11 protein-coding genes are annotated in these 15,760 nt (G+C 58.6%); 6 read left to right on the top strand and 5 right to left on the bottom strand.

The features are described from left to right. The 3 genes from AB5750_RS08545 to pflB form a co-directional block, all read right to left on the bottom strand. Window positions 1-1,011 carry a LacI family DNA-binding transcriptional regulator gene (locus tag AB5750_RS08545; RefSeq protein WP_368146046.1) on the bottom strand — a complete coding sequence of 337 codons (1,011 nt, stop codon included), beginning with the start codon at window positions 1,009-1,011 and terminating at the stop codon, window positions 1-3. A 301-nt stretch (window positions 1,012-1,312) separates the two neighbouring features. Next, entirely contained in the window at window positions 1,313-1,564 is a 252-nt protein-coding gene (grcA3, locus tag AB5750_RS08540; protein WP_117583521.1) for an autonomous glycyl radical cofactor GrcA3, read from the bottom strand. Window positions 1,565-1,649: 85 nt separating this feature from the next. After that, window positions 1,650-3,701 (bottom strand): formate C-acetyltransferase, encoded by a 2,052-nt coding sequence (pflB, locus tag AB5750_RS08535; RefSeq protein WP_035137643.1) that lies wholly within the window; start codon window positions 3,699-3,701, stop codon window positions 1,650-1,652. Between the two features lie 550 nt (window positions 3,702-4,251). On the opposite strand from pflB, the gene AB5750_RS08530 reads away from it, so the two are divergent. The 5 genes from AB5750_RS08530 (at window position 4,252) to AB5750_RS08510 (ending at window position 11,536) form a co-directional block, all read left to right on the top strand. After that, on the top strand, window positions 4,252-4,701 hold the full coding sequence (locus tag AB5750_RS08530; protein WP_117821380.1) for a MarR family winged helix-turn-helix transcriptional regulator: 450 nt from the start codon (window positions 4,252-4,254) through the stop codon (window positions 4,699-4,701). Continuing rightward, window positions 4,698-7,064, top strand: a complete 2,367-nt coding sequence (locus tag AB5750_RS08525; protein WP_368146045.1) for an ABC transporter ATP-binding protein — start codon at window positions 4,698-4,700, stop codon at window positions 7,062-7,064. Before AB5750_RS08530 ends, AB5750_RS08525 begins: the two co-directional genes overlap by 4 nt. Further along, complete coding sequence (locus tag AB5750_RS08520; RefSeq protein WP_368146044.1) at window positions 7,064-8,911, top strand: ABC transporter ATP-binding protein; 1,848 nt, start codon at window positions 7,064-7,066, stop codon at window positions 8,909-8,911. Before AB5750_RS08525 ends, AB5750_RS08520 begins: the two co-directional genes overlap by 1 nt. Window positions 8,912-9,480: 569 nt before the next feature. Continuing rightward, the gene (locus tag AB5750_RS08515; RefSeq protein WP_368146043.1) at window positions 9,481-10,512 is read left to right on the top strand and encodes a 3-deoxy-7-phosphoheptulonate synthase; all 1,032 of its coding nucleotides are present in this window, start codon (window positions 9,481-9,483) and stop codon (window positions 10,510-10,512) included. A gap of 379 nt (window positions 10,513-10,891) precedes the next feature. Next, window positions 10,892-11,536 (top strand): GNAT family N-acetyltransferase, encoded by a 645-nt coding sequence (locus AB5750_RS08510; protein WP_368146042.1) that lies wholly within the window; start codon window positions 10,892-10,894, stop codon window positions 11,534-11,536. Window positions 11,537-11,618: 82 nt separating this feature from the next. Here the strand turns inward: AB5750_RS08510 and AB5750_RS08505 are convergent, their stop codons facing one another. Both AB5750_RS08505 and aguA read right to left on the bottom strand, forming a co-directional pair. After that, window positions 11,619-13,169, bottom strand: a complete 1,551-nt coding sequence (locus AB5750_RS08505; RefSeq protein ID WP_368146041.1) for an RNA/DNA-binding domain-containing protein — start codon at window positions 13,167-13,169, stop codon at window positions 11,619-11,621. 189 nt (window positions 13,170-13,358) lie between these two features. After that, window positions 13,359-14,480 (bottom strand): agmatine deiminase, encoded by a 1,122-nt coding sequence (gene aguA / locus AB5750_RS08500; protein WP_368146040.1) that lies wholly within the window; start codon window positions 14,478-14,480, stop codon window positions 13,359-13,361. Window positions 14,481-14,658: 178 nt separating this feature from the next. Between aguA and AB5750_RS08495 the strand changes: the two genes are divergently transcribed. Continuing rightward, window positions 14,659-15,462, top strand: a complete 804-nt coding sequence (locus AB5750_RS08495; protein ID WP_271736885.1) for a LuxR C-terminal-related transcriptional regulator — start codon at window positions 14,659-14,661, stop codon at window positions 15,460-15,462. The last annotated feature ends 298 nt before the right edge of the window (window positions 15,463-15,760 follow it).

Genomic DNA, 15,760 nt, shown 5'->3' with positions numbered 1-15,760 from the left:
CTACGCGGTTTTGCCCTCAATGAGTTCAACGGGGAGCTTGATATTCGATTCAGGATTATCGCCGTTAACAAGAGCGATGATGGATTGCGCCGCGAGCTCTCCGATGCGATCGATATCTTGGCGTACGGTTGTTAAGTCAGGCATAAACGTCATAGTGCGGCGGGCACCATCCGCGCCCACGACCTTAATATCGTCCGGAGCGCTCAAGCCGCGCTGCTTCATAATGTTGAGACAGATGGCCGCCATCGTGTCGTCTCCCGCAAAGATGCCGTCAATATCGGGGTTCTCATCGAGGATCTTCGCAACGACCGCGCTCTTTTCGTCGTCGGGCTTAACGAACTCGACCTCACGGACAAGCGCGGGCAAACCGGCCTGCTCAACAACATCGAGGTAGGCATCGGTACGCTTATTGGCAGGCATGCGCATGCGGCTATTGCTGCGCAGGCACAGGATGCGTGAACACCCGTCATCGATCAGGCGACGCGTGGCAAGTTCGCCGATGCTATAGCTGTCGCTCGCAATCTGAACAGAGGCCTCGCCAAGGTCGCAGTCGATACCAACCAGGCTCAAGCCCATCTCGGCATATGCCTCAGCACCGATATTGAGGGAGTTGACGATGACGCCGTCGACCATATTGCGGCGGAGCATGTCAATATAGGAACGCTCAAGATCGGGTCGATTGGCGCTGTTGCACAGCAACATCTTAAAGCCGTTTTCCGCCAACGTGCGCTCGACCGCCTGCGCAACCTGAGCATGGAACGGGCTGCTCACAAAGGGAATGATCATGCCGATAAGGTTCAGGCGACCGTTGAGCATGGCACGGGCGATATCGTTGGGCGTATAGTTGATGCGCTCCATCGCGGCATGGACCTTATCGCGGGTTTCTTGGCTAATATAGCCGCGATTATTAAGCACGCGAGATACCGTAGTGGGCGAAACCCCCGCCACCGCTGCAACTTCCTTGATGCCAGGCTTAGCAGAATCCTTAGAACGAGCGCCCTCGCGAGCCATAGCACCCTCCCCCATCAACATGTCAAACGTTTACATACGAACAAAGCATACCCCAACAACAGCGGGAAGACGGTAACAGCACAAGCAAGTAAACGACTCATCCAAAAAATTAGGAGAGTTCCGCCTAAAGGGTGACTACACAGGACCCCCGCCGGGCCGCTTTGGGTTACTTTCCAAAACATTTCCGCAGGACGCAAAGGGCTCCGCCGCGCGAAGCGCGCAGCGGAGCCCTTTGCATGTCCGAGGACGTTTTGGAAAGTAACCCAAAGCGGCCCGGCGATCCTGCGGGAGTTAAACCCCTTTAGAACTTGTCGTGGAAGGTACGCGAAATGACCTCGTCCTGCTGCTCCTTGGTGAGCGTGTGGAAGTTCACGGCATAGCCGGAAACGCGGATGGTCAGCTGCGGGTACTTCTCGGGGTGAGCCTGAGCGTCGAGCAGCGTCTCACGATTGAAGACGTTGATGTTCAGGTGGTGGCCACCCTTCTCGGCGTAAGCGTCGAGCATGTGGACCAGGTTATCGGCCTGAGTCTCGGAAACTTCAGAAACCTTCATAATGTGTCTCCTTCGATTGATAGGCGCCGGCCGAAACCGGCGCGCTAATCAGTAATCGTTATTGTTAGTATAGCACTAACAATAGTTACTCGCCCAGCTGATCAAGGTCGATATCGCCAAAGAACACCTGGTCCTCCTTGCCGAGCGCACTCGGGATGATGGAGAAGGTGTTGGAGATGCCGTCCTGAGCATCGCGGAACGGGAGCTTGGAAACCGAAGACAGCGAAGCGATGGCGCCGTGGCTATCGCGCTTGTGCATGGGGTTAGCACCCGGGGCGAACGGCTGGCCAGCCTTGCGGCCGTCAGGCGTAGAACCGGTCTTCTTGCCGTACACGACGTTGGAGGTAATGGTCAGAACCGAGGTCGTGGGCACGGAGTTGCGATAGGTGTCGTTCATGCGGATGTACTCCATGAACTGGTGCACAACGTCGTGAGCGATCTGGTCGACGCGGTCGTCGTCGTTGCCGTACTTGGGGAACTCGCCCTCAGTCTCGAAGTCGACGATGATGCCGTTCTCGTCACGGACGGGGTGGACCTTGGCGTACTTGATGGCGGACAGGGAGTCGGCCACAACGGAAAGGCCAGCGATGCCCGTAGCGAACCAGCGGTGCACGTGCTTGTCGTGCAGAGCCATCTGGATGCGCTCGTAGCAATACTTGTCGTGCATGTAGTGAATGATGTTCAGAGAGTTGACGTACACGCCAGCGAGCCACTTCATCATGTCGTTGTACTTGGCCACAACGTCGTCGTAATCGAGCGTGTCGCCCTCGACGGCGCGGTACTTGGGGCCGACCTGCTTCTTGGAGACCTCGTCAACACCGCCGTTAAGTGCGTAGAGCAGGCACTTGGCCAGGTTGGCGCGGGCGCCGAAGAACTGCATCTCCTTGCCGATGCGCATGGAGGACACGCAGCAGGCAATGCCGTAGTCGTCGCCGTGATAGACGCGCATGAGGTCGTCGTTCTCGTACTGGATCGAGGAGCTGGCGACAGAAGTCTTGGCGCAGAACTTCTTGAAGTTCTCGGGCAGACGGGTCGACCACAGAACGGTCATGTTGGGCTCGGGGCTGGTGCCCATGTTCTCGAGCGTGTGCAGGTAGCGGTAGCTCATCTTGGTAACGAGCGTACGGCCGTCAACACCCATGCCGCCGATGGACTCGGTGACCCACTGCGGGTCGCCGGTGAACAGGGCCTGGTACTCGGGAGTACGGGCGAACTTGACCATGCGGAGCTTCATGATGAAGTGATCCACGAACTCCTGGATCTGCTCCTCGGTGAAGGTACCGTTGGCAAGGTCGCGCTCAGCATAGATGTCGATGAACGTAGAGGTACGGCCGATGGACATAGCGGCGCCGTTCTGCTCCTTGACGGCAGCAAGGTAGGCGAAGTACATCCACTGGATGGCCTCCTGCGTGTTGGTAGCAGGGTTGGAAATGTCGAAACCATAGGTCTCGGCCATCATCTTGAGCTCGCCGAGGGCGCGGATCTGCTCCTGCAGCTCCTCACGATCGCGGATGTTGTCGGCGGTCATGACCGTCGGGGTGGAAGCCTTCTGGGCCTCCTTGTCCTTAATCAGGTAGTCGACACCGTACAGGGCGACACGACGGTAGTCGCCGATGATGCGGCCGCGGCCATAGCCATCGGGCAGACCGGTGATGATGTGAGCCGAGCGGCAAGCACGCATCTCGGGGGTGTAAACATCGAAGACGCCGGCGTTGTGGGTCTTGCGCTCGAAGGTGTAGCGCTCGACAACGTTCTCGTCGACCTTGTAGCCGTGCTGGCTGGCGGCCTGGCAAGCGATGCGGATACCGCCGTTGACGTGCAGAGCGCGCTTGAGCGGCTTGTCGGTCTGGAGGCCGACGATGGTCTCCTTCTCGCGGTGGGCGTTATCGATGTAGCCAGCGGGGTGGCTCACGATACCCGTGACGGTCTTGGTGTCCATATCGAGGACACCACCCTGCTCGCGCTCCTTAAGCAGCAGGTCGAGAACCTCGCCCCACAGCTCCTTGGTACGCTCGGTCGGACCTACGAGGAACGACTCGTCGCCCTCGTAAGGGGTGTAGTTCTTCTGGATGAAGTCTCGGACGTCAACCTCTCCCGTCCAAATGCCTTCCTTGAAGCCTTCCCATGCCTCCTGCATTGTGTAACCACGCTCCTAGTTACGTGTAATGCGGCGCTCTCTCACACCGCTGCTTATTGAATTCTTGAATTTTCGGCTTGCACTACCGGCTTCTTCCGTTCTTCACCACATGTTGGTGCAGGGAAAAACGTTTGTCCACCTTGGAACTGCAACCCAAAACCCAAGATTTCACCCGTTTGAGAAGGATAACATAGCGACCCCCTTCATCAGGGCTGTTATATGTTTCTTTTTTTATACCATTAGGGCGTTTTTAACAAATCCGCAGGAAATGCGAGCGCGAGCAACTACCGTTCACCGATTTGTTTGGTATTTTTCCTTGCCTTTGTACGACGTTCGCTCTAGCTGTTATGCCAGCTTTAGCAGAGTAAAGTGCCTCTGAGTAGGCTTTGGGACATGCCTTACGATCTACCCCTTACTTTGCTGATACCGACGGTGTACGGAGGTCGCCTAAAGGTTGTTTTCTAGGCATGACCCAAAATCTACCGTATAGGGTGCGCGTGCAAGGGTATCATCTTTCACCGAAAATAGTTTCTAGTGTTAGGGGTTTTCGGTGGAAGATACCGATTTCCATGAGCTTGGACGTCAGCTCCTTACTGAGTTTGGCGGCATTCACCAGCGCGTTTCGCGCTTTGTGGACAAAGTTCTCAGCGGCGAGATGGCCGTCATGCGCGCCCTCATGCTCGCTGGCGGTTCGCTCACGCCGAGCGAACTCGCTGATCGTGCCTGGGTCTCGAGCGCCCGCATCGCCAATATCTTGCGCGCCCTCGAGGCCAAGGGTTGGATTGAGCGCGAGCATTCAAAGACCGACCGTCGTCGCGTACACGTCATAGTGACCGACAAGGGATTCCAGGATCTCGAAATCAAACGCCGGGAATTCGAGGAGCGCACCGCGGCTTTCCTCGAGCAGCTCGGCGAAACAGATACCCAAGAGATGGTGCGCCTTCTAAGACGTGCCAACGAAATTATCGACCGCAATCAAGAAAGGAGAGATGCCGAGTGAGGATTCTCAAGCTCTTTAAAAAGCATGTCCTGGCACTGTTCGCAGCTATCGTACTTATCGTAATCAGCTGCAACGCCGACCTGGCGCTGCCTACCTATATGAGCGACATCGTCGACGTGGGCGTGCAGCAAGGCGGCATTGCCTCGCCCGTGCCCGACACCATTCGCGCCGAATCGCTCGACGACCTCGAACTCTTTATGCGCGCCAAGGACGCCAAAGCTGTGGAGGCCGTGTTTGGCAAGGCAGACAAGAACGGCATTCGAACGTACAAGGGCACCGAGGAAGAGCGTGCCGACGGCAGCAAGATTGCCGACATTATGAGCCTGCCTGAGACCGTCGTGCTCGCCTTCAACCAGGGCATCGACGCCGACTCCATGGGCGACATGACCGGCACGTCCAGCGAGAAAGACAGCGACGCCGCTCAGGCCATGCCCACGCCCGAGCAAATGGCGGCGATGACGCCCGAGCAGCTCGCCGAGATGCAGCAGAAGGCCGCAGCGGCGCAGAATATGCAAAAGCAGATTGATGCCGACGGCGGTAAGATCACCATGAAGGGTCTGCGTCTAGGCGTTGAAGGCGGCCTAATCGACCAGGGCAAGCTCGTCGAGGGCGCCAACGATATGGCGGACAAAATGGGCTCCATGTCGGGCTCCATCGTGACCCAACGCGCCGTGAGCTATGTGCAGGACGAGTACAAGGCACAGGGCATCGACCCCGCCGACGTGCAGAACGCCTACCTGGGCCGCATGGCGACCACGATGTTTGGGCTGTGTCTGGTGTCGCTGGTCGCCACCATCCTGACCGGTGCCGTTGCTTCGCGCACTGCCTGCTCCATCGCCCGCGACCTGCGCCGCGAGACCTTCAACAAGGTTATGCACTTCTCGCCGGCCGAGGTGGGCAAGTTTAGCCAGGCCTCGCTCATCACCCGCTGCACCAATGACATTCAGCAGATCCAGATGGCCGCAACCCTGTTTATCCGCATGTGTCTGATGGCCCCCGTCATGGGCATCGTCGCCGTCATGCGCGTCCTGGCCAACCATACCGGCCTGGAGTGGACCATCGCCGTTGCCATCATCGCGGTCTCGGCCGTCGTCGGCGTGCTCATGGGCCTCACCATGCCCAAGTTCAAAAAGATGCAAAGTTACGTGGACCGCGTGAACCTTACCGCCCGCGAGCTGCTCGACGGCCTTATGCCTATCCGCTCGTTCAACCGCGAGGAGCATGAGCTCGAGCGTTTTGACAAGGCTTCGCTCGACCTGATGACCACGCAGCTCTACACCAACCGAGCCATGAGCTTTATGATGCCGCTCATGATGCTGGTCATGAACTGCATCACCGTGCTTATCGTCTGGTTTGGCGCGCAGGGCGTGTCCGACGGCGTGATGCAGGTCGGCAACATGATGGCGTTTATCTCCTACACCATGCAGATCGTCATGGCGTTTATGATCCTCACCATGGTTTCGGTCATCCTGCCCCGCGCCGAGGTCGCAGCCGAGCGCGTAGAAGAGGTCATCACCTGCCCCACGAGCATCAACGACCCCGCCTCGCCCAAACTGCCCACGGCCAGCGCGCCGCGCGGTGAGCTCACCTTCCGCGACGTGAGCTTCCAGTATCCCGATGCCCGCGCCGACGTCATCAGCGGCGTGAACTTCACCACGCATGCCGGTCAGATGCTCGGCATCATTGGCTCCACGGGCTCGGGCAAGTCCACGCTCGTACAGCTGATTCCGCGCTTATACGACGTCACGGGCGGCAGCATTTCGCTCGACGGCATCGACGTGCGCGACATGACCCTTTCCGAGCTTCGCCGCCGCATTGGTTACATCCCGCAGCAGGGTCGCCTGTTCTCGGGCACCGTCGAGAGCAACCTCAAGTTTGCCGGCGACATGGTGAGCGATGATGACATGCACCGGGCGGCACGCATCGCCCAAGCCGAGGACTTTATCGCCGAGCGCGAGGGCGGCTACGACTCCCCCATCAGCCAGGGAGGCTCCAATGTCTCGGGTGGTCAGCGCCAGCGCTTGGCCATCGCCCGCGCATTGGCCAAAAAGCCCGAGGTTGTGGTGTTCGATGACTCGTTTAGCGCCCTCGACTACAAGACCGACGCGCGTCTACGCGAGGAGCTGGCCAAAAACGTTACCGACGCCGCGCTCGTGGTCGTGGCCCAGCGCATCGCGACCATCATGCACGCCGACCAGATCATCGTGCTCGACGACGGCCACGTAGTGGGCACCGGCACGCACGAGGAGCTGCTGCGCAGCTGCCCGGCGTACCTGGAGATCGCACAGTCGCAGCTTTCCGCCGAGGAGCTGGGGCTTACCCAAGAAGAAATTGCAGCCGTCATGGAAGGAGGCGAGCGCTAATGGCAGACGAGACCAAGACTCAGATTCCCAAGCCCACCCGCCAGCGTGGTCCCATGGGCCGCATGCGTCGCGGCGAAAAGGCCAAGGACTTTAATGGCACCATGAGGCAGCTGCTCGGCTATATCGGCCAGCACAAGATTGCCGTGTTTGCCGCCGTCGCCTTTGCCGTGTGCTCGGTCATCTTTAACATTGTGGGACCCAAGGTGCTCGGCCAGGTTACGACCAAGCTGTTCGAAGGCCTGGTCGCCAAGGTCAACGGCACCGGCGACGTTGACTTTGACTGGATCGCCAAGACGCTCGGCTTTTTGCTCTGCCTGTATCTGGCAAGCTCTGTTTGCAGCCTGATCCAGGGCTGGCTCATGACCGGCGTCACGCAAAAGATTTGTTATCGCATGCGCAAGGAGATCGCCGCCAAGATCGCCGTCGTGCCAATGAGCTACTTTAACGGACACAGCAAGGGCGACGTGCTCAGCCGCATCACCAACGACGTCGATACGCTGGGTCAGTCGCTCAACCAGAGCGTGACACAGCTCATCACGTCGGTGACGCAGATTATCGGCGTGCTCGTCATGATGCTTTCGATCAGCCTACCGCTTACCGGCGTCACCGTGCTCACGCTGCCGGCCGCCGCGATTATCCTGACCGTGATGATTCACTTCTCGCAGCCGTACTTCCGCGAGCAACAGCAAGTCCTTGGCACCGTCAACGGCATTATCGAGGAGGACTTTGCCGGCCAGAACGTCATCCAGGTGTTCGACCGCGCCGAGGCCTCGATCGAGGAGTTCGACCGTCAAAACGACCGCCTCTTTATTAGTGGCTGGCGCTCGCAGTTCCTGTCGGGCCTGATGATGCCGCTTATGAGCCTGGTGGGCAACATGGGCTACGTGGGCGTCGTCGTGGTGGGCGCGCAGCTCGCACTGACCGGCAATGCCACGCCCGGCGACATCCAGAGCTTTATCCAGTACGTTCGCAACTTTACCCAACCCGTGCAGCAGCTGGGCAACGTGAGCAACACGATGCAGTCGATGGCCGCTGCCACCGAGCGCGTCTTTGAGTTCCTGGCCGCGCCCGAGGAGGAGCAGAAGGCCGACGCGCAGATTCCCGAGAAGCGCCCCGGCCACGTGGAGTTCGACCACGTCAAGTTTGGCTACACACCCGACAAGACCATCATCCACGACTTTAGCTGCGAAGCGCAACCCGGCCAAACCATCGCCATCGTCGGCCCCACCGGCGCTGGCAAGACCACGCTCATCAAGCTGCTGCAGCGCTTTTACGACGTGGACGGCGGTTCGCTGCGCGTCGAGGGTGTCGACGTGCGCGACTGGGACCGCGCGGCGCTGCGCGGCGAGTTTGCCATGGTGCTGCAGGATACCTGGCTGTTTAACGGCACCATCCGCGAGAACATCCGCTACGGACGCCCCGATGCGAGCGATGCCGAGGTCGAGGCCGCCGCTCGTGCCGCGCGCTGCGATCACTTTATCCATACGCTCGCCGGCGGCTACGACTTTATGATCAATGAGGAGGGTACCAACCTCTCGCAGGGCCAGCGCCAGCTCGTGACCATCGCCCGCGCCATTTTGGCCGACCGTCCGGCGCTGATTTTGGACGAGGCGACCTCCAACGTCGATACCCGCACCGAGGAGCTCATCCAGCGCGCCATGGATGCGCTGATGCAGGGCCGCACGAGCTTTGTCATCGCGCATCGCCTGTCCACGATCCGCAACGCCGACGTAATCTTGGTGATCCGCGACGGCGACATCGTCGAGAAGGGCACACACGACGAACTGCTCGCCCAGGGCGGCTTCTACGCCGACCTGTACAACTCGCAGTTCGACGAGGCGGCGTAAAACCGGCGGCAAACAACCGCAATACCCAAAAACGGGGGCGCAGAATGAACTGTGCCCCCGTTTTTTGTTCTGCGGCCCTCGAACCGCCTCCCCCGGGACCTGATTAACGGCCTCCCTCAAGGCCCCGTGGACAAAAAATGGCAAATATGAGTACTGTCACCTTTTTAGTAACAGCCAAAACTGCCCCAAACGACCTCTTTGCGGCCTAGGTATGCCTTCAAATTGATCAAAATGCCCGGTAGCATGCTTCTGTATGCCAACGTTAATAAACATATTTACTGTTGTGTCTATTATCTTGTAAGATCGATATGATACTATGCTAGCAACAGTACTCATATTTGCCGTTTTTTGTCCACAGGGCATGCCGCAGAAGATCCAACTTGCGCCAGCGTGCCGTACGCTGGCCCTCCCCTTCCGGCAAGCGCCGACATTTCCCCAGATAAAACCGACCAAAATAAACCTGTCCCTTTTCGGCAGATTTCGCTTGCACTTTAGCGTGCGACAGCGGATAATGCCGAGCATTCGAGAATTCGCCAATTGTTGCCGTTAATTGATAAAGGAGGCCCCATATGGCCATGGAATTCAAGCGCAGGTTGCCGATCCCCATGGAGATCCGCGAGGAAATGCCGCTTTCCGCCGAGCTTACCGCCAAAAAGCAGGCATTCGACGCCGAGGTCGCCAAGGTCTTTACCGGCGAGGACGCACGCAAGGTGCTCATCATCGGCCCGTGCTCTGCCGACCGCGAGGACTCAGTGCTTGAGTACATGAACCGACTGGCCAAGGTCGCCGAAGAGGTCAAGGACAAACTCATCATCATTCCGCGCGTCTACACCAACAAGCCGCGCACCAAGGGCACTGGCTACAAGGGCCTGCTGCACAACCCCGACCCCGAGGCGCCCGATGACCTGCTCGAAGGCGTCAAGGCCATCCGCCACATGCACCTGCGCGTCATCGAGGAGACCGGTTTCTTTACCGCCGACGAGATGCTCTACCCGTCCAACTACCAGTACCTCGTCGACCTGCTGAGCTACGTTGCCGTGGGCGCGCGCTCGGTCGAAAACCAGGAGCATCGCCTGGTGTCGAGCGGCATTTCGGTGCCCGTCGGCATGAAAAACCCCACCGCCGGTTCCACCACCGTCATGCTTAACTCCATCTACGCCGCCCAGGCACATCAAAGCTTCATCTTCCGCAACTGGGAGGTTGAGTGCGACGGCAACCCGCTCGCACACGCCGTTATGCGTGGCTACATCGGTCTCGACGGTCGTACCTACCCCAATTACCACTACGAACACCTGGAGCGCCTGGCCGAGCGCTATACCGAGCATGCCGGCTACGCCAACCCGGCGGCGGTCATCGACTGCAACCACGACAACTCGGGCAAGCGCCCACTGGAGCAGTATCGTATTTGCAAGGAGGTGCTCGACAGCTGCCGCCGCAACGAGTCCATCTCCAAGCTGGTCAAGGGCTTTATGATCGAATCCTACCTGGAGGATGGCAATCAGTCAGTCGATGGCGGCGTCTTTGGCAAGTCGATCACCGACCCGTGCCTGGGCTGGGAAAAGACCGACTACCTCATCCACGAGATCGCGGAGCGGGTGTAGGTTACGGCGTTTTACCAAACGCCGTAACCGGCCGACGCTGCAAATCCGCCAGAGCGAGCAATCTGCCTTTCAGCTTCGACGGCATGACCAAAAGGTCAATGCCGCCTCGCTTCAAGGCACCTTGCTCGCTCTGGCGGATTTTCGCTGACGTTTTTCTGCCAGCGTCGTTGCCAAAGCTGGCACTTGGGGACGCTCCTTTTGGGGTAGTCGTTGGAGACGCTCTTGTTTGACTAGTCTTTTAAGAACGTCCCCAATGACTACCCAATTGCCACCTCTCCGTCCCCGAGGTATCGGGGCTCGTCTGCCGAATGATTGATGCGGGCGCCCTGCGGCCATGTCACACTCAGAAGTGGCCTGACCCAACTTGGAAGGAGCCCCCATGAGCCTTGACAACGTAACTCTGCGTGCCGCCACGCTCGATGACCTAGCCGGCATCGCCGCCATCTACAACCAGCTGTGGTGCAACACGCTGCGCAACCGAGGCGACGTCGAAGCCGCCGATTTCTGTGCGCGCTTTAACATCGCCATGCAGCTGCAGCGCTCCCCCATCGCGCTCGTTGCCGAAGCTGAAGGCCGCATCATCGCCGCTTGCTGCATCGGCATCTTCGAAGACGGCAAACCACGCACCAATCCCACGTGGGAGCCCTGCTACAACGAGATGTTCGCCCAGGCAACCGAGATGGCAAAGACCGCCGATGCCAAGCTCGAAGGCTCGCTCTTTGGCGATAGCCGCGAGAAGGCAACAGCCGACCGCTTTGCCGCCACGGGCAACGAATATGCCCAGGGCCAGCTCAACCTGATCATCATCGTGCCCGAGTGGCAGGGCAAGGGGCTCGGCCGTGCGCTCATCGACCTTGCGCGCGCCGAACTCGCCACAGCCGGGTGCACCAAATTCTTCCTGATGAGCGACTGCAACTCCGATTGGCAGTTCTACGAGCACCTCAACATGAAGCGCATCCTAGAGGACCACAGCCAAGACACCGGTGACGGCTTTATCGTCTACATGTACGGCGGCACGCTCTAAGTACCCCTTCAATCAAGGCGAGCCGGGCACCCGGCCCTTGGCCTCTGCCCAGGAATAACCCAGGGGGCCGGACCGCCCGTCCCTAAACCTGTCCGACAGCGCGATATCTCGTCGCTCGAGCACGCCCCTCTTTAACGAGTGCGCCTTCCTCAAGTAAACCGTTGATAACCCGCAGCGTCACGTCGCGCCCAGTTCCCAGAGCGTCCGAAGCATCCTGACGCGTAAAACCGCGGGGCCGCTCAAGGGCAAAGCGAATCAAGGTGCGAGCGTATCCGCCACGTCGCTCGTCCGAGACATCCTGTAGCATCGCGGACGCCTTGCACGCAGCATCAAAGCCAAGCTCCTCCACGAGCTTGGCACGCACCTCGTGGCCGCAGTCGCCATTCATCGACACGTGCCCCTCTCGCTGCGCTCGCACGGATGCAAACGCCTGCGAAACATCGGGCGGCAGCGCCCCTTCCCGCTCGAGCTGCTCATAATCGCTGTAATCCCCACGCAAGTTGGGACCGCTATTGCCACGAGGCGTCAGATAGGAATTGCGCACGGCGTTGACGTTGGGCAGCGACAACCTAAACATTGCAGGGTAGGCGCAGACCTCGGGTTCCAACCCTTCCGCCTCATAGAGCGCACGGATCCCCTTGAGGCCCGTTCCAAACGCCTCAACCATCCCCAGACGCAAAAAGAGCAGTTGCAGCTTTGGATTCCGAGCGTCCGAGCCGCCCGCAAGCGCCTCCTCGACGCTGATGTGCTGCGGCCCTCCCGCATTGGTAAATTCAAGCGCCGTACGGCTCATCTTGATAAGAGACGCCACCGAAGATTCGTAGTCGCGATGGATAAACAGGTTCAGAATTCCCTCTCGAACAGCCTCGCGGGGATAGTCGTCCTTATCTATGCGATCGAGCCTTCCCGGCACAAAGTACATACGCGTTGCGTTCGATATATTGAGGAACCGTTCGATATCCTCTATCTGCCTGAAGATCGAGCCCTCGCCATCCTGACGGTCGATAAACTCGGTATACGCATCGTCGTTGAAGAGGCCAGCGCGGACTGCAAAGGGGTTTTGGTCAGAGACCAGCAGTGCCAAATTGGTGTAAAAGCCCAGCTCATCGATAAGGCCGAGATTCTTTTGAGAGGTTTGGTCAAACGTAATCTCCGCGCGCCTAAAGACCCGCTCGGCTTCAAAAAACGTCAAGCTCTGTTCATGAGAGCGCGCGGTCTCAAAATAATCGCCGTCGGTGCGCTTGATCATCGAGCGGATCTGGGCCATCTCGATGGGCACGTTTGCAGGGCCTAGGCGCCGATATACCCCGGCGGGAACAAATCCCTTCGAGCACAGGCAGTACGGCTTGTGAGGACCCGCTTCCACCTCGATTTTCACCAACGCTACGCCATCGATGTCCAATGCGGAGACCGTCGTGATTTCAGAAACGTCGGGATACACGCCATCGGTTATTGCATTAGAGCATTGAAGCATGGTGGCATCGATATCGTCCACTCCGACGATGCTGCCAAAATCGTCGATTCCGATATACAAGGTACCACCATTCGAATTGGCAAACGCCACCACAGCTTTGAGCAGCTTAGGGGTAAATGTGCACTTGAACTCCACGGTCTCACTTTCAACAAGCTGCATGCTACCCCCTATCATCGACTATCGACGATTCTAGACCAACTATCGACGATAAGCAAGGCCCCTGGTACCCTCGCTTAGACCCGAGTGCCCGCGTGCAACGCTGCCCGCCGCACGCAAAAGGGCCCGCCAGCGTGTGCGCCAGCGGGCCCCAGGTCATATCGACACTACCCCGTGTGCCTGCAACCGCCTCTACTTGCAGCGCGCCTTGGGCTGCTGCTGGGTGATGCAGTGGATGTTGCCGCCGCCGTAGATAACCTCGCGAGTCATGATACCGATGACTTCTCGGTCCGGATAAGCAGCCTGGATATACTTGAGCGCCTGGGCGTCATTGGGATCGCCGAACTGCGGTACAAGCACCGCACCGTTGATGGGCAGGAAGTTGAGGTAACTCGGCTCGAAAGCATCCTCGGGGGTACGCGGCAGCACGCCCTCGACGGGGTCAATCGTGCTGGCCTCCTCTTCGGTCATATATACCGAGGTCGCAGGCATAATCACCTTGTGGATCTTGAGCTTGCGGCCACGGGCATCCGTCGTCTCGGAAAGCGTCTTATACGCCTCTTGGCACTCCTTGTAGAACTTATGGTTGGGATCATCGGTCCACATGCAGCAGACCTCGCCGGGCGCACTAAAGCATGCGACGTCGTCCACGTGCCCGTTGGTCTCAAACGGGTCGATGCCATCCTTGATCCAAATGACCTTCTCGATGCCCAGGTACTCGGCAAGCTTCTCCTCGATCTGCTCCTTGGTGTACTGGGGGTTGCGGTCCTCATTGAGCAGGCACATCTCGGTGGTCACCACGGTGCCCTGGCCGTCGCAGTTAAACGAGCCACCCTCGAGGATATAATCCTCGGGACGATAGCGGTTAACCTGCTCGAGCTGTGCCACCTGCAGGCCAATGGAAGCGTCCTTGTCCCACGGGAAATACAGGCCGTCAATGAAACCGCCGTAAGCATTAAAGTGGAAGTGCGAGAGTGCCACGTCCCCCTTGTCGTTGACAAGAAACGCCGGGCCGGGGTCGCGAATCCAGCTGTCGTTGTACTCCATGTGGATAACGCGCACGTTCTCAACGCCGTCGAAGATCTCACACACCGCGGGGAAGTCTTCAGTGTTGACGCCCACAGTGATGGGCTGAAAACGTGCAACGGTCTTAATAATCTCGGTAAAGACCTTTTGCGCCGGCTTGGCACCACAGCGCCACACATCCGAGCGATGCGGCCACAAAATCCAGGTGCGCTCCTGCTCTTCGTACTCGCCGGGCATGTAGAATCCGTCCTTCTTTGGCGTAGACTCGCTCTCGTAAATGGTCTTCATTTCAAGCTCCTAAATCTCGGTGCTTTTGCTTGACGAGACCATGATGCGGCCGCACCGAGATGTTCTCAATGGTCCCTCGAGCCCCTTTCAGCGACCGACGGTATACCATTCGCTGACCTAAAGTTCTATTCAGGCCGAGAACATGACATACTGGGTTCCACAATGGAAAGGATGCCCTATGCCCCCATGCAATAATCAGCAGACTATTGAGTTGGACAGTACGACCTGGACTGCTCTCAACGAGCTCGCGCTTGCAATCCACGCATCACACGGTGTCGATAAGCTGCAAAAGGAGACCCTCGAGGGAACGACAGGGCTCGTGCCCCATCGGATCGCCATGTTCGACCTGATCGAGGCAGCGGGCAGTGATGCCCCACGCTACGTCCACCCCGCAAGCAGCGGAATGGACGACCGCGCACTGAGCGACTACTACAACCGCTACGCCGCGATGGACTATACAACATGGAGCTTTGACTTACATAAGGTCGGCGTCTACCGCGACCTCGACCTCGTCGACGTCGAGCGACGCGATGCCACGCCCATCTATCGCAAATGGATGGAACCGCAGGGCGTCTACTTTGGCTGTACGGCCACGCTCGCGCACAACGACAGCCCGCTAGGAAGCATCACCCTGTTTCGTGAACGCACGGCCGGAGACTTCACCGACACCGAGCTCGCAATCCTGCTCGAAGTCGCTCGGCACGCGAGCCTCGCGCTCGCCAACCTCTATCCTCGGGGCATTAAACTCACCCAGACAGAAGACACAAACCAGCTAAATGCTTTCATTACAGAACACAATATCCAACCGCGCGAAGCCGAAGTCATGCGGCTCATGCTCGACGGCAAAACGAACAAACAGATGGCAAACGAGCTATTCATAAGCGAGTCAACCGTCAAGAAGCATGTCAACGCCATCTATCGCAAGCTCGGCGTCAGCAACCGCCTGGGCCTCATGACTGCCACGCAAAACATCCCGCGATAAAAAAGGGCGCCCTCCATGCAGAGAACGCCCTTTGATTTCGCCATTTGTATTAGTGTCGGCTCTGGCTCAAAGAGTAGACAGGTTTATTTTGGCAGGTTTTATCTGGGCAAATGTCAGCCGCCGCGAGGGAGCTGCCTTCCCTCGCGGCGGTCTTCTAGCAGAAAAACCAAGTGAGTAGGCTTTTTGCAGGAGGTCAAGCACGCCCCAAAACGCCACAGCTCTGACCTGCACTGATAATTGTCCTTGGGGGAAGCGGGCACTGCGGGGGCGCGTCAACAGCGCGCGATTTCCGCGTCGC

It is taken from the genome of Collinsella aerofaciens (genome assembly GCF_040926185.1).
GTDB lineage: Bacteria > Actinomycetota > Coriobacteriia > Coriobacteriales > Coriobacteriaceae > Collinsella > Collinsella aerofaciens_BC.
This window is presented reverse-complemented; position numbering and strand designations above follow the sequence as displayed.

Bases quoted from the DNA above. Each gene is read 5' to 3' on its own strand.
- AB5750_RS08545 (WP_368146046.1), bottom strand. From the start codon at position 1,011: ATGGCTCGCGAGGGCGCTCGTTCTAAGGATTCTGCTAAGCCTGGCATC.
- grcA3 (WP_117583521.1), bottom strand. From the start codon at position 1,564: ATGAAGGTTTCTGAAGTTTCCGAGACTCAGGCCGATAACCTGGTCCAC.
- pflB (WP_035137643.1), bottom strand. From the start codon at position 3,701: ATGCAGGAGGCATGGGAAGGCTTCAAGGAAGGCATTTGGACGGGAGAG.
- AB5750_RS08520 (WP_368146044.1), top strand. From the start codon at position 7,064: ATGGCAGACGAGACCAAGACTCAGATTCCCAAGCCCACCCGCCAGCGT.
- AB5750_RS08515 (WP_368146043.1), top strand. From the start codon at position 9,481: ATGGCCATGGAATTCAAGCGCAGGTTGCCGATCCCCATGGAGATCCGC.
- AB5750_RS08510 (WP_368146042.1), top strand. From the start codon at position 10,892: ATGAGCCTTGACAACGTAACTCTGCGTGCCGCCACGCTCGATGACCTA.
- AB5750_RS08505 (WP_368146041.1), bottom strand. From the start codon at position 13,169: ATGCAGCTTGTTGAAAGTGAGACCGTGGAGTTCAAGTGCACATTTACC.
- aguA (WP_368146040.1), bottom strand. From the start codon at position 14,480: ATGAAGACCATTTACGAGAGCGAGTCTACGCCAAAGAAGGACGGATTC.
- AB5750_RS08495 (WP_271736885.1), top strand. From the start codon at position 14,659: ATGCCCCCATGCAATAATCAGCAGACTATTGAGTTGGACAGTACGACC.